Genomic DNA, 13,860 nt, shown 5'->3' with positions numbered 1-13,860 from the left:
GGTCAGCCTCTTAAATCTAAAATTAGTCCAAACGGAACAAGGCGAACTTCAAATAACGAAGCTCTTCCATCGCCAAAGGATATGGGTGATCTACGGGCTGCCCACCGATATAAACCAATGTCGCCTTTTTACGAGCGCGAGAGAACGCCTCCTGGCAGATCTCCATGAACTCTTTGGTAGAGATATGGCTTGAGCAAGAGCTAGCCGCAAAAAGCCCCTCTGGGTTCACTAGCTTAATGGAGTTAGAGAAAACCTTCGTATAAGCCGCCTTAGCCTGCTCCACTGATTTCTCATTCGGGGCAAAGCTTGGAGGGTCTGTGATTACGATATCGTATTTTTTCTTTTCGGTGTTCAGTTGCTCTAGGTAAGCGAAGGCGTCTGTGGCTACGTCATGATGAACAGTCTCAAGATTATTGATCTCGAAATTGCGAGCTACGGCTTGAATCGCCACCTTTGCGATATCCACGGATGTCACTTCTTTAGCGCCACCTTTTGCGGCAAAGATCGAGAATCCCCCTGTGTAGCTAAAAAGGTTCAAGACAGTTTTGTCTTTGGCAAAGTTTTGGATCATTTTGCGGTTATCACGTTGATCCAAGAAGAAACCAGTTTTAGCAGCATCACGGATGTTAGAGGCGAATAGAACGCCATTTTCTAGGAACTGAGTCTCAGGTGCCAAAGTTCCAACGATATTCGTGCCCTTTTCCTCAGCATCATTACGACGCTTCAAATACACGCACTTGATCTGCGGGAATGCCTCTTGGATTTTTGCCGCAATAACGGGAGCATTCCAAGTCTTTTCCATAATCGCGTGGTCATGCTTAATAACCGCGGTGTCGTTGTAGATATCAACGATAAGCCCTGGGAGTCCATCCCCTTCCCCATTGATCAAACGGAAGGAGTTCGTTACTGCCAAATCGAAGGTTCTGCGAATTTCTACGGCCTTGCGGAACTGACTTTCAAAGTACAGTTCCAGAGTGCGCTTCATGTTATTGCGTCTGAAAATAGGCTCGTCAGCCAAAACCAAAACACGGAAGCGAAGTTGCGTATCAGCCTGCCAGATCCCTAGAGCCAGGGTCTCGCCCTTGAAGTTCAAAAGATGAATACCTGATTTAAAGTTTTTGCTGTCATCAAAGCAATTGGCAAAGATCCAGCGGTGGCCCTGCTTTAAGTGCTTGGTAACGTCGCGCTTAAGCTCAATAGTTTTAATCTCATCGTGAAATGTGACGGCAGCATCGCTCATTGAGGGTCTCCAAAAGAAGGTCCCTTTTTAAGCTAAATCCCGTCTGCTCACAAGGGGTTATGCCCTGGGTACAACAGCGTTGGTAAATTTACAGGACGGCTCTCTTAAAACCTCATTATTTGACTCGCAGATCATTCTAAACGACTCTCCTGCCATCCCCTATTTTGTCCTTTTTGGAGAGTTCCCCCCATGGCTCAAAAATCCTCGCGATCCACCTCAAAACCGGCTCTCTTGAATGAGAAGTTTTGGAGTACTTTTGCGAAAAGCCACTGGGAGAAAAAACCGCTTCTGGTAAGAAACGTAAAATCTGATTTACTGCAAATGAGTGCCGATGAGATCTTTGATCTGTTGGTTCTTTACGCAGACCGCTGCCGTGACCTCAATGATCCAGAAGGCTTTAAGTTTTTTATCGACGGCGCAAAAGCTGATCAAGAAGAAGTGCTGCAAGTTCTTCCTGAACGCGACGACAAATCCCTGCTCGGTTACCACGAACGTATGGAGTCTGAGTTTTCAGATTACTGCTTAGTTTGTGATGAGCTTTTGCAAGTGAACCTAAAAAAACAGCAGTACTTAACAGAATTCACTGATGCTCTTTACCGCCACGTGGGTTTCCCAAATCGCTTCTCTGAAATGGGACTGTACTTGGGCAATTACAAAAAAACTCCCTTCGGTGTTCACGTCGACTCCTGCGGAGTTTTTAGCTTCCCTGTGGCGGGAGTAAAAAAGTTCCGTCTGTGGCCTGCTGCTTATGGTGACAAGCATCCAGAACTAGATCGCACGTTCAGCTATGAAAAACACAAAAAGCACTCCCAACTTTTAGAAGTCGGTCCTGGCGACATGACTTACTGGCCTTCTTCGGAGTGGCATATTGCTGAGTCAGATGGCTCCTTCAGTGCGACTTGGAGCTTAGGCGTGTGGGTGGATCAGCCTCACAAAGATGTTTTCTCGGAAACTCTCAAAGCATTGATCGATACAAAGATGGGCTCAGTGGGAGAAAAAGTCACAACGAGCTTTAAAACTTTGCATAGTCAAAATGGCGAAGTCAGTGAACTACCTAAAGAGTATCGTGACTCGATAGAACTTCTAAAAAATCTCTCCCCTTCTGAATTGGAAGAGGCTTTCTTGCAATCTTGGACAAAGCACATCTCGCTTCAAGGATTCAAGACAATGCCTCACACCGAAGTCAAGATTGCCCCTAAATCTAAAATTCAACTGCGCAATGATCATTCAATGATCTTATGGCAGCAAAGTCTGACGAATAAAAAAATGTATGCGTTCAGCTTCGGTGGAGTACAGATCCAAAGTACTTCCGCTGGCCTCTTAAAACTCATCAAAGCTTTGAATACTGGTAAAGCTCTCGTTCCCGGTGATTTTTTAAAAGGCGCAACTCTTAAAAACGATATTCAATCCCTGCAGGCCCTAGCAAATGCTGGCGCTATCCAGAAAGTATAAAGGTTCCCCCATGGCAGAAATCAATCCACTCGCAAAACGCCTTATCGTCCTAGTAAAACAGCACAAAAAACCATCTAGCCCTAAAAGCACTGCGGTCCTAGTTAAGGTTTTAGAAAGCCAATTGCTAAATCCTGGCGACCACTCTGTTGCAGAGTTCAAGACGGCATTGGAATCAGCTTTAAACAGCGACATCGTTCTTTCAGAAGTTGTGCGCCAACAACATTCCGAAGACGAACTGCGCGGCTGCTTTGCGAACTTGCTTGAAGCTTTGAAACAAGATTAATCGAGGAAGAACTTTACTTCGATGTAAGCAGATAGTCCGTCATGAAATTTAAAGTCTGACGGATGATCTTCGCTGGTGATGCTGTAGTTCAAATAGTCCTGGTACCCGACCGATACTGAAAATGACATCTGAGTATTCTCGTACTTAGGCGCGACAATTTCAGTGCCCAGCAAGAGAAGGCTATACTCAGTGTCTACGCTCACGAAGTTATCATGTTCATTTCCGATCGCACTTTCATAAGTCACAGCATCTGAGATCCACTGACCACTTACAAAAACTCTCCAATTATGACTAGCATTGAAAGAACCCGTCAGTCCCGCGCCGTAAGGATGTCCAAAAATCCCCGAAAATCCGCCCAGACTAAATTGTAAACTGTCGCCACGATAGAAGTCATATTGAACATGCCCCGTTGGAAATAGAGGAAATGGCAACAGTATCGGGCCTACCTGAACCCCCAACATCAACCGATCAAAAAAATAGCTCCCGTATTGAATACCATAGGTCCCACTTCTCTCTGCCGAACTCATTTCATTGGCGCTGCCCTTGAACTCCGGCGCCGGCCCCTTCTCATATCGGATTCCCCAATAGCTCTTACGCACTAGCGAAGAGCTCATCATCAATGAAGGCTGGTTGGTACTTCCATCACCAGGCCCGTTTCCCCAGGCCACCGACATGGAAGTCAGAATTAGGACAAGAGCAAAATATCTCATCCTTCAATTCAAACACAGACTACCAAATAAACAAGCTACAGTTTTTTGATTAACTATCGTACAGCATAAATACTGATAACTTCTGGTATTTCAATAGGCGGTGATACTAAAATAGGACACTCTTTAAGAATTCCATTTTGAGAAGGACCCAGAAATGGCGAAGTTCAAAAAATCATCAAAAGTACAATGGCAGTGGTTGGGGCGCCCCGTTCTTGGGACTGTTGAAGAAGTCTTTAAGGAAAGCGTCACTAAAACCATCAAAGGCAAAAAGATCACTCGTCATGGATCTGAAGAAAAGCCCGCGTACCTGGTTAAATCGGAAGCTGGCAATCTTGCTTTGAAGCTTGAGACTGAACTTTCAGCGAGTAAAACGAAGGCTTCGGCGACGAAACAGCCTAAGATGTTTCAGTAAGTTTTCAACATCACTGCAAGCCAATTGAAATACGAAACTTCTTTTGTCAGTATAGTCCAAATGAATTCCTGACAATTCAATTGATTTACTTTTAATTTACTAACGGAATAAAAATTTGCCCTCTCCGTACGAAGTCTTTATCTTGCTTCTCAAGCATTCATAAAGGTCCGTCATGAAAAACTCGATCATCCGAATTGTTGTTGCTCTATTAGTTGCCACTGCCCTTTCCTATTTCAGTGGCAAAGCCAAGAATCCTAATTCTCAAGAAGCCGTACGCACTCCAAATAAAGTTATTAGCTAGCTATGGAATATGCTTGGGTTCTTGGGACCAAATTCTTGTTGGTCTTTTCATCACTGTTTGTCATCGTTGATCCCTTTGCTATCATTCCGACGTTCTTGGCTTTAACTAAGAATACTCCAAAACAGAATTTGGAGAAGATCATCCGCACAGCCTGCATGACTGGTGCAGAAATTTTGATCTTCTTCCAACTGTTCGGAAACGCCGTTTTCCATTTATTAGGAATTAAACTAGATGCGTTTAAAGTCGCCGGCGGTGTTTTACTATTTTTAACGGCACTCGACATGATCAAAGCCAAAGAACTTGATCAGACCTATTCCAGTGAAGTCAGCGAGGCCGAAGATAAACGCGATATCAGCATCGTGCCTTTAGCGATTCCCCTGCTCGCGGGACCGGGCTCGATCACGTCAGTGATCGTTTTCTCAAATGACCCGCAAGGGACCTTTGTTGAAAACACGGCGATTTCGATCACGTCGATCATTTTGGTATTTGTGCTTTCCTATATTGTCTTGAAATACTCGCTATGGATTAAGACGTTCCTAGGAAAGTCAGGAATCTCCGTCATGCAAAGGATCATGGGTATTTTGCTCGCAGCAATTTCCCTGCAAATGATCGTCGAAGGATTGGTAGCCCTCTTCAAAAGCGCGATGGGCACCTAGCGGCGCCCATCTTTAAGACTAAGCGGCCGAAATTGACTTAGCTCTAGAATTTAAGGCCACTTTCTCGATTTCTGAGACAAAGCTGATCGCTTCGTTGTAGTCCTTCTCATTAGCATGTAAGTGCACCTGAATTTTTATCTGACTCGAACAGAACAATACTTCAGCTCGTTTGGTAAAATGCCAGACGGCGACTACTATACCTCCAAAAATCAACGTACCAACAAAAGCGCCAAACTTACCGGAGCTATTACCCAACAGCATGAGAAACGATAGCGCACAGATCGCCACCCCAAGATACATCAGCCACGGGTACGATACTTTTCCAATCGTAGCGCCTTGAAACTGACTCACTGGAAATCCTCTATATTCGGCATCTCCACCAGCTTCGACGCTGTACCAAACTCTTTTATTCGTCAAAGTGCAGTTATCCCATTTTTTAATGATTTCTTCACCCTCGAAAATCAACTTATTCATTTTCCACTCCCTCGCTCTTTAGAAAATAATCTTTCCGCCAACCGTTGCACCAGTAAGAGTTCCGTATCCGTAATCAAGTGTGTCGGATCCATCTGAATATTTAGCTCTCATACCAATAGTCTTAACCAGCACTTCGACAACAGCATTTTCGGAAATTAAAAAACCCATTCCCAATTGAAGTCCAAGCCCACCTTGAATTTCCATATACAAAGGTATATCTGAGTAATATGGAGCTGTGAGATTTGCGCCAAATGGTAAATACACTTTCTCCCAGCGATAAAGAGCATTAAACTCGGCCCCTACGAATCCAATCTTAGGCTTAATTCCCGTCGCATTTCCGTAGGCGGTTCCATTGGCACCTTTGACAGTAACAGATTTTATCTCGCGAGAAGACTCAATAAATCCCCCAGCAGAAAAGCCCCATGAGTTAGGATTCATTATAAGTACATTGAACCCACCCCCCAATGCGCCACCTGAATCGAATGAGATCTCACCCTTTCCAGTGCCGCTAGTTCCAGAATAGGTCGCACCATCAAAAAGGAACTCTTTCGCAGATGAGTAATAAGCATTTAATGACCAGCTTCCATATTTTTGACGACTTTCACCAGCGGTATCATTAAAGGCCGCTGCTTCGACTGCAGCGGTAGAGCTGCCATTCACCTGCTGGCCTGGAACAGAGACTAAGGAAGGCTCAACGGGAGTTTTAGTTGTCAGTCTTTCAGGCTTATCACAGCTAGTGGAGTCCAACGTCAGTAGAGATGCATTCGTTTCTTTTAGAATCAATGAACACTGATCTCCGTCAGGAAACGTAGCTAAAAATATTTTCCCATTTGGATATGGCGTGGTGATGTTGGTTTCGATGACGACCAATTTGTGGCTTCTAATAATCTGCTTGATACCAAATTGTGGCACAATCGTCGGAGTTGTATTTTCAGGAATGCTTGTAGTCGCATTAGGAGTGCTAACGGATTGAGCCCGAACATGAACCACAAACAATAGCCCCATACACAGTACTAACTTATTACACATCAACTATCCCCTATTTAGTTAGATGTGCAAATAGTATATGTCGTGTGTTTATAAACAAAGTTAATTTACTTTGTTCAGGACTTTGTGAGAGCCAAGTCCCACTCCCAGAGAAAGGGAACAGGACCTTCGCAAGCCGTAAGCTAGTGCTTGCGGCCCTCTAGGTATTTTTCGAGTTTATCGAAGGATTCGTTCCAGCCTTGGATGCAGTCCTTCTGAAGCTCGTTTGGGATGCCTTGCTGTGAAAGATGAAAGCTGCTGGAGTTTGCACCGCTCGATTGGAATTCAATTGTAATGAACGCCATCTCTGGCCACTCGCCTGGCATTTTTGCTTCTTGTGGAGAAATAGCCGTGCCCTTCTCATCTGCGAACTGATCGGTCATAACGATGCGTTCGTTTTGCACGATCTCTTCAAAGCGTCCTGTCATTCCTCCACCGCCGTTTTCGTAGCCCTTCATATTGATGAAATAGCGGCCTCCTTCGACGAACTCATAGACAACATTATCCGCGTACATCCCATTGGGCCACCACCACTTTTTGATGATTTCACCATCAGCGAATGCTTCGAAAAGTTTTTCGACTGGGGCATTAAACTTGCGATCAATTTCTAACAGCTTTGAGTTCGGTGTTGAGTTCTTATGAGTCGCCGCCGGATTCTTTTTGGTTTGAGATGTTTGCATAGAAACTCCTTAAAATGATCATGTCGATTGCTTGTATATTATGACATAAAACTATCACGCCCACCCCGAGTCTTTTGGCAACTATGCTATCTGACGCCTTTTGATTCGAAATATCCAAAATAGTATCATAAATTGATTCCTTTATTCTGATGATTGAGAGAAAAGGCCATAATAACGATACTTCTTTATGTAAGGCATACAGCTCATACAACAAACCATAAGGAAGTTAACAATGAAAAAAACAATGATCGCACTAACACTCATCGTAGGTACTCTTTTAAATATTCAAGCCCAAGCAGCTATGCGCCCGCAAGTCAGCTGTGAAATGAACTGGGACATCAGCGGTAAGAATGATGGCAGTTACATTATCACGGGCCATGGTAGCTCGAATCCCTACATCCAGTCTAATTCAACAGCTTATGTTCTAGCCGATGATGGCCGCGGGAATCCAAACTGGGGTCAAGTTTCTGTCGAAGACAACGGTGGCGAAAATGTAAAAGTAAAATTTGAAGTGATTATGTTCGGTCAAGAAGTGAACATCGACCATGAACAAGACATCGTGCTACAAGATCCTGCGGGCACAATCAAATGTCACGTTTACAGAATCAAAGACTTACGGAATGCTTACGACAATCTTTCAAAAGTGTCAGAGCCGGAGCCTTACAAACTGCAAAAGTCTTCTAAAAACCTAAATCACTGGATGTTCGGCTCCTCGACATTCCCTTACGCGAATGTGATCACAGAGACCAAAGAAATCAGAGCAGACAGTGGGTTCGGCGTAACAGAACAAGATGCTATTCTAAATACGAACTTCGCAACTTTCGTGGGCTATGAAGTTATCAGCAATTGGCACGATGGCAGCAATGGGAACTGGTCTACAGATGAAAAATGCATGGGTAACACAAGATGCATTATCGAGCTTCGTAGCAAACAATTCCGCGGCATGAACTTCACCGTCAAAATGTACTGGATTCCAAACTGGGATTTCGCACAAGACTGGCACTTCAACACAATTTCTTACCCTTAGTAGCTTTATTTCTTGCCGGATTTCTTAGCTTTAGAAAAAAGAGATAGATACCGTCCGTAGCCCTTAGCTTCCATTTCTTCGACAGGAATGAACTTAAGGGCTGCGGAATTTATACAGAAACGTTTTCCACCCTTATCTTTCGGACCATCATCAAACACATGCCCCAAATGAGAATCAGCTTTCTTAGAGCGCAACTCCGTTCTTTCTACCATCATCTCGTGATCAGGCTTAGTAGTTATCGCACTGTCATCAATAGGCTTGGTAAAACTTGGCCATCCAGTCCCTGAGTCATACTTATCAGTCGAGCTAAATAAAGGTTCCCCGCTCACAACATCGACATATATTCCCTCGCGCTTATTATTCCAATAAGCATTGTCGAAGGGCTTCTCGGTGGCTGCTTGTTGCGTGCATTGGTACTGCATGGGAGTGAGTGTTTTCTTTAACTCAGCATCGCTGGGTTTGACGTACTCTTTCTCTTTAGCGGAAAGAGTCGCGCTCAATAACAAGGAAATAAGAACGGTCCAAACCAACCGTGACATAAGGCACCTCATACCGTTTATCTTAGACTCCTTACAGGCGATTCCAACACAAAGATTTGAGATTTTTGCCATTCTGAAACAAAAAAACCGAAGCTTTTGGCTTCGGTTTTCTAATTTAGGTCAATTAGCTGATGTCTACTTACACATAGCTCTGTAGATCACGGTTTTATTAAAGATCAATGCCTCTGTGTCGCACGTCTTACCAGATACATTACAATCAGCTTCAGTCACAAGTTGACCGCCAGCTCCTTCACGCACCACTTTATTATCAGCACACCAGCTAAGCTCCTGATAAGAATCCGCGCGAGTATAAACTCCGCTGTCACGGTCATAAAAACCTGCTGCCATAGCTGCCGAACTTGAAACCAACATAAGGGAACAAATCAATAATTTCATAAATACTCCTACGCATTCGCCTATATGCGATTTCAATGCCATTTTAATAAGCCACCTATGGGACCTGACCTTCAAGAACGTCTACTCTCTAGACAATCTTGCTCCTTTTTGGGAATAGCCAAGCCGCTTTGCCATTACAAATCCAGCACTTGCCACCCCAAAAAACTCATGTAACTAAACCAAAGAAAGCTGTCCTCCAATTTAAGAAGTGACCTAAGAAGTGATTCTTAGACACCAATCTCATGCCCTCACCCATTTCGACGTCACATTTGAGATTTCGTCCCAGTTAAGGACGGTATCAAAACTCAACGAATCTTGAAGGACCTTCACCTAGTATTCATCTTTAAAGAAGACCATGATGTGAATGCAGATAACCAAAAACAAACAGAACAAACTGTTGAAAAAAGGGAGATCCACATGAACAAGAAGTTATTGGCCGTTGCCGCACTTTCAGGATTAATGGTTGGCGCATCCGCTTCAAAAGCTCTGGCAGAAGACACTGCAACAGAACCCGCTAAGGCCGAGAAAAATAAGTGTAAAGGCCACGAGAAAGATAAATGCAAAGCTGCTGCTGACAAGCATAAGTGCAAAGGCGCTGCTAAAGCAGATGCCAAAAACAAATGCAAAGGCCATGAAAAAGACAAAAAATCTGCCGATGCTTGCAGCGGTAAAGACGGCTGTAACGGTAAATAGTTAATGAATTCAAAAACACTGTTTCCTAATTTGGGTTTTGGGCTTGGTCTCCGTCAGCCACATATCGATGAGATACTGGCGGGGGCCGCTCAGCACGCAAAATGGTTCGAAATCATCAGTGAGAACTATTTAGGACAGGTCACGGGGGGCTTTAGCCCCTCGTTCAAAACTCTGGAAAAAATCAGAGCAAATTATCCCGTGGTCATGCACGGAGTTTCCATGAATATTGGCAGTCAAGATGACATCAATTTCGACTATTTAAAAAAACTCAAAGAACTAAGATCAGCCATAGAAGCGAAATGGATTTCCGATCATCTATGCTGGACGGGTTTGAATAATAAAAACATTCATGACCTCTTACCTCTGCCCTACACTCAGGAAGCCATCAATCATTGCGCAGAACGACTGCTACGCATCCAAGATTATCTGGGAGAGGCGATCCTTATCGAAAACGTTTCCTCCTATGTGCACTTTCCAGAAGCCGAAATGGATGAGGCGGATTTTCTAAAAGAAGTCTGCCAAAAATCGGGATGCTTTCTACTTTGCGATTTGAATAATATTTTTGTTACCAGCTTTAATCACAAACTCGACTCTTATAAATATCTGCAGAAAATTCCTTGGGATCGCGTGGTGCAAATTCATCTCGCCGGCCCCCGTGATAAAGGCGACTACATGATTGATACCCATGATGAGCCCGTACGCCCCGAAGTTTGGGATCTATTACGCTGGGTTCGCGACCATGGTGTTCAAGCAAGCATTATGATCGAGTGGGATGACAACATTCCTCCACTTTCCGTAGTTGAGGAAGAATTGCTAAAAGCAAAAAACATTTTCATAGGTAAAAAAATGGAGGCTCGTCATGGCCTCTAACTTGTCCCTAAAGGCTCGCCAAGAGTCTTTCCAAAAAATGATTACGCAGGACAGCCCCGAAAACCTTCGGGAAAGCATATATTCCTATGCCTATCGAATTCGTTTTGAAGAATCACTGAAGGAAGACTTCCCCGTAGCGATCAGCTTAGATACCGACTTCTCAAAACGTTTTGAGATTTTCTGCAGGAGCTACGGTTCGCAAAGCTGGTCAATGAATCATCTCGCACAAAGATGGGCCGATTTTTTAAAAAATCAGAAGCAAGAAAACCTTGAACCTTGGTTGCGTGACCTCTACAAATTGGAAGCTTTAAACTTTCAGTCTTACTTCTTAAACCAAAACTCCCCTCTCTATATCGGACGAATTGATTTAGGCGAAGAGATCTCACTCATTCAGAGCCGTCCCTTTTTAGTTTTAGAATCGGAGTGGGATGTCGAGAGCATCTGGAGAACTGAAACACCACCCAAAACCACTCGTAAATCATTGATTCTTTTTTATAATGACGAAGATGGAAACACATTCGTCACACTCGATCCAGCCTCGACAGAAATCATCAGCCATATTTTTAAAGAAAAATCCTGGGAAAACCTTCCCAAGCACCTACAATTCGAGGAAACCGTCCGCACGGCCTTTAGCTATCTTTCTCCTCTGTTCCAAATTAGCTAATAGCGATGCGGTAAGGTATTTCTGACTATTGACATCCTTTTTAAAGTCTCTCAGCATAAAGTGATTAAGACTAAAAAGGAGCCTCCATGAAAAATCTTGGTTATTTTACTATCATCGCAGCTATCGCAACTTTTGGATTTGGATGCGCTCATCATCGCGATGTTAGACCCGCTGCTGATGGAATTCACAAAGTTCTTTTAAGCGTGGAAGATAAAGACGAAGGCTACAGAAATGCGATGTCACAAGCCGAAGACTACTGTGAGCAATATAAAAAAAGACCAGTGATCGTCAACGAAGGTTCGAAATACCAAGGCAATGTTGACGAAAGCACTTACCAAACCGGTAAGACAGCATCTAAAGTTGCGCAAGCCGCTGGCGGCGCTATTTGGGCCATGGGTGGTCAAACTGAATCAACTGTCGGTGGTATCGCTGGATTGGGTGGATCAGTTGCCCGTGGAGCATTGGGTAATGGCTACCGCTACGAACTGAACTTCCGTTGCCAATAAGAACTCTGCTCAGAATTACCTAGACACCAGAGGTGGTGAAAGCCGCCTCTAGGGCCAGTTTCCCGCCGTTCCTCCTCTGATAAAAGGCGAGTCCTTCGCTGGATCTTCAACAATTTTATTATAAAGCTGCAAAGTTATTTACACTGTATCCTGACAAGGAGAACAGATGCCTTCTTTTTTTCAAGCCACTGCGAGTATCGGTCTTTTGCTTACCCTCACTGCCTGTGGCAGCATACCGACGAAAAAAACAGCTAAGAATTCAGAAACTAAAAACCTGACTGTTCCCGCCCTTCCAACCGATCCCGTGAATGTTCGCGCGGAAGCGGATTACCAATTTATTTTAAGCGAAGTTGCAAGCCGCGAAGGAAAGACCGCTCAGGCGATTCAACACCTTGAGAAAGTGGCGACTCTTGATCCTAAATCTCCGGTCGTTCATTTACGACTGGCGGCTGAGTATTTGAAATCAGACAAAATGAAGCTGGCTCTGCAACACGGAGAAATTGCCGTTAAGAATGATCCTAAAAGCATTGAAGCACGCTTTGTCCTAGCACGACTTTACTCTGCCGAGCGCATGCATGACCAAGCAATCTCTCAATACAATGCAGTTCTAGGGATTGATCCCAAGAACAGTGAAGCTCCATTTTACATCGCGGCTTTGTACGCCGATAAAAAAGACTTTGCCAAAGCAGAACAGCACTTCAATTCCTTGATTAAGAATCCAAAAAATCAACATCCTGAAGAGGCCACTTACTACCTCGGCTTGATGTACCTAGATCAAAAGAGCGCAAAATCTGAAGCCTCTGCTGAGAACGCATTTAAAAAAGCTCTTAAGATTAAGCCAAACTATGAAGAGGCCATGAGCTCTTTGGTTAATCTCTATTTGAAGCAAAGAAATCGCGATAAGGCCCTGGCTTCAGCCCTTGCTTATCAAAAACAACATGGCGTGAGTGACAGAATCTCTGGCACGATCACTCAAATTTATATTGATGATGGCAATATCGAAAAAGCCTATGAGCAGCTTGCCTACATTGCGGGTAACTCAGAACCTTCTATGCAAGTCCAAATGAAGATGGCACTTATCTTGATTAAGCAGCAACGTCTTAATCAGGCAGAGTCGACTCTTAAAGACATGGTGGCAAGCTATCCAACGGCAGATGCTCCCCGTTTTTATCTGGCCGCTGTTCAAGAAGAGCTTGGAAATCATGACGATGCCATCCGTAACTACATGATGATTCCAGCTACAAGCGAACACTTTAGCGAATCCATCATTCACGCCGCTTACTTGTTAAAAGGAATGGGAAAGATCAACCAAGCGTTGAACGTCGCTCAAAGTGGAATCAGCACAAAGGCTCAGCCGCAAATCTACACGATGTATGCGTCCCTGCTTGACGCAAAGGCAGACTACTTGGGTGCGGTTCGCATCCTTGAACAAGGTCTTTCCAAATACTCTAAAAATGTATCTTTGCTTTTCCAACACGCCTTGGTTTTAGATCGCCTGGGTAAAAAATCTGACATGATCGAGCAAATGAAAAAGGTTTTATCGATCGATCCAGATCACGTGCAAAGCATGAGCTATTTGGCATTTTCTTTGGCGGAGTTAAACCAACAACTTCCAGAAGCAGAAAAACTTGCCCGTCGCGCCTTGGAACTTGATCCCAAAGACGGCTACGTCATGGACACCCTGGGATGGGTTTTATTCAAACAGAATAAAATTGCCGAGTCGATCCAAGTCCTAGAGAAAGCTCACCAGTACCAAGCCTCAGCAGGCATCATTGCTGAACATTTGGCTGACGCCTACTCCATGCAGGCACAACCCGAAAAAGCCAAGGCCATGTACACCAAAGCCGCAGAGCTTACCACAGACAAGAAACGCGCAAACCAAATCCGCAACAAAATCCAAAAACTAGTGTTCTAGATACAAAAAAACCGAA

Annotated in this window: 17 protein-coding genes; 10 read left to right on the top strand and 7 right to left on the bottom strand. The window is 44.1% G+C overall.

Translation table 11 applies throughout. The features are described 5' to 3' along the window. Nucleotides 1-22: 22 nt before the first annotated feature. Complete coding sequence (locus ACLVWP_RS06700) at nt 23-1,240, bottom strand: class I SAM-dependent rRNA methyltransferase (RefSeq protein WP_413560830.1); 1,218 nt, start codon at nt 1,238-1,240, stop codon at nt 23-25. A 189-nt stretch (nt 1,241-1,429) separates the two neighbouring features. Between ACLVWP_RS06700 and ACLVWP_RS06695 the strand changes: the two genes are divergently transcribed. Beyond that, nucleotides 1,430-2,692, top strand: a complete 1,263-nt coding sequence (locus ACLVWP_RS06695; RefSeq protein WP_413560829.1) for a JmjC domain-containing protein — start codon at nt 1,430-1,432, stop codon at nt 2,690-2,692. A gap of 10 nt (nt 2,693-2,702) precedes the next feature. Then, complete coding sequence (locus tag ACLVWP_RS06690; protein WP_413560827.1) at nt 2,703-2,975, top strand: hypothetical protein; 273 nt, start codon at nt 2,703-2,705, stop codon at nt 2,973-2,975. On the opposite strand, the gene ACLVWP_RS06685 is transcribed toward ACLVWP_RS06690, so the two are convergent. Continuing rightward, nucleotides 2,972-3,685: a hypothetical protein gene (locus ACLVWP_RS06685; RefSeq protein ID WP_413560825.1), complete on the bottom strand. Its 714-nt coding sequence runs from the start codon at nt 3,683-3,685 to the stop codon at nt 2,972-2,974. The genes ACLVWP_RS06690 and ACLVWP_RS06685 overlap by 4 nt on opposite strands. A 154-nt stretch (nt 3,686-3,839) precedes the next feature. On the opposite strand from ACLVWP_RS06685, the gene ACLVWP_RS06680 reads away from it, so the two are divergent. Continuing rightward, on the top strand, nt 3,840-4,097 hold the full coding sequence (locus tag ACLVWP_RS06680; RefSeq protein ID WP_413560824.1) for a DUF2945 domain-containing protein: 258 nt from the start codon (nt 3,840-3,842) through the stop codon (nt 4,095-4,097). A 303-nt stretch (nt 4,098-4,400) separates the two neighbouring features. Then, the gene (locus ACLVWP_RS06675; RefSeq protein ID WP_413560822.1) at nt 4,401-5,054 is read left to right on the top strand and encodes a MarC family protein; all 654 of its coding nucleotides are present in this window, start codon (nt 4,401-4,403) and stop codon (nt 5,052-5,054) included. Between the two features lie 18 nt (nt 5,055-5,072). On the opposite strand, the gene ACLVWP_RS06670 is transcribed toward ACLVWP_RS06675, so the two are convergent. The 3 genes from ACLVWP_RS06670 to ACLVWP_RS06660 all read right to left on the bottom strand — a co-directional run bounded on the left by ACLVWP_RS06670 (nt 5,073) and on the right by ACLVWP_RS06660 (nt 7,234). Further along, a complete protein-coding gene (locus ACLVWP_RS06670) occupies nt 5,073-5,528 on the bottom strand; it encodes a hypothetical protein (protein WP_413560820.1) in 456 nt (151 codons plus the stop codon). A gap of 18 nt (nt 5,529-5,546) precedes the next feature. Continuing rightward, on the bottom strand, nt 5,547-6,557 hold the full coding sequence (locus tag ACLVWP_RS06665; RefSeq protein ID WP_413560818.1) for a hypothetical protein: 1,011 nt from the start codon (nt 6,555-6,557) through the stop codon (nt 5,547-5,549). 140 nt (nt 6,558-6,697) lie between these two features. Further along, entirely contained in the window at nt 6,698-7,234 is a 537-nt protein-coding gene (locus tag ACLVWP_RS06660) for an SRPBCC family protein (protein ID WP_413560817.1), read from the bottom strand. Between the two features lie 232 nt (nt 7,235-7,466). Here ACLVWP_RS06660 and ACLVWP_RS06655 point away from each other — a divergent pair, with 232 nt between their 5' ends. Continuing rightward, complete coding sequence (locus ACLVWP_RS06655) at nt 7,467-8,261, top strand: hypothetical protein (RefSeq protein WP_413560816.1); 795 nt, start codon at nt 7,467-7,469, stop codon at nt 8,259-8,261. 5 nt (nt 8,262-8,266) lie between these two features. On the opposite strand, the gene msrB is transcribed toward ACLVWP_RS06655, so the two are convergent. Together msrB and ACLVWP_RS06645 are read right to left on the bottom strand one after the other, a co-directional pair. After that, the gene (gene msrB / locus ACLVWP_RS06650; protein WP_413560815.1) at nt 8,267-8,800 is read right to left on the bottom strand and encodes a peptide-methionine (R)-S-oxide reductase MsrB; all 534 of its coding nucleotides are present in this window, start codon (nt 8,798-8,800) and stop codon (nt 8,267-8,269) included. 135 nt (nt 8,801-8,935) lie between these two features. Further along, entirely contained in the window at nt 8,936-9,196 is a 261-nt protein-coding gene (locus ACLVWP_RS06645) for a hypothetical protein (RefSeq protein ID WP_413560813.1), read from the bottom strand. A 417-nt stretch (nt 9,197-9,613) separates the two neighbouring features. Between ACLVWP_RS06645 and ACLVWP_RS06640 the strand changes: the two genes are divergently transcribed. From ACLVWP_RS06640 to ACLVWP_RS06620, 5 genes are all read left to right on the top strand, one after another. After that, the gene (locus ACLVWP_RS06640) at nt 9,614-9,889 is read left to right on the top strand and encodes a hypothetical protein (RefSeq protein WP_413560812.1); all 276 of its coding nucleotides are present in this window, start codon (nt 9,614-9,616) and stop codon (nt 9,887-9,889) included. Between the two features lie 3 nt (nt 9,890-9,892). Then, nucleotides 9,893-10,759 carry a DUF692 domain-containing protein gene (locus ACLVWP_RS06635; protein WP_413560811.1) on the top strand — a complete coding sequence of 289 codons (867 nt, stop codon included), beginning with the start codon at nt 9,893-9,895 and terminating at the stop codon, nt 10,757-10,759. Beyond that, nucleotides 10,749-11,423 (top strand): putative DNA-binding domain-containing protein, encoded by a 675-nt coding sequence (locus ACLVWP_RS06630; protein ID WP_413560810.1) that lies wholly within the window; start codon nt 10,749-10,751, stop codon nt 11,421-11,423. Before ACLVWP_RS06635 ends, ACLVWP_RS06630 begins: the two co-directional genes overlap by 11 nt. Nucleotides 11,424-11,509: 86 nt before the next feature. Next, a complete protein-coding gene (locus tag ACLVWP_RS06625; RefSeq protein WP_413560809.1) occupies nt 11,510-11,929 on the top strand; it encodes a hypothetical protein in 420 nt (139 codons plus the stop codon). Between the two features lie 166 nt (nt 11,930-12,095). Then, the gene (locus ACLVWP_RS06620) at nt 12,096-13,844 is read left to right on the top strand and encodes a tetratricopeptide repeat protein (protein WP_413560808.1); all 1,749 of its coding nucleotides are present in this window, start codon (nt 12,096-12,098) and stop codon (nt 13,842-13,844) included. Nucleotides 13,845-13,860 lie beyond the last annotated feature (16 nt).

The organism is Bdellovibrio sp. HCB209, assembly GCF_047306065.1.
Lineage (GTDB): Bacteria > Bdellovibrionota > Bdellovibrionia > Bdellovibrionales > Bdellovibrionaceae > Bdellovibrio.
Note: the sequence above shows the minus strand (reverse complement) of the source record. Positions and strands in the feature narration are given on the sequence as shown.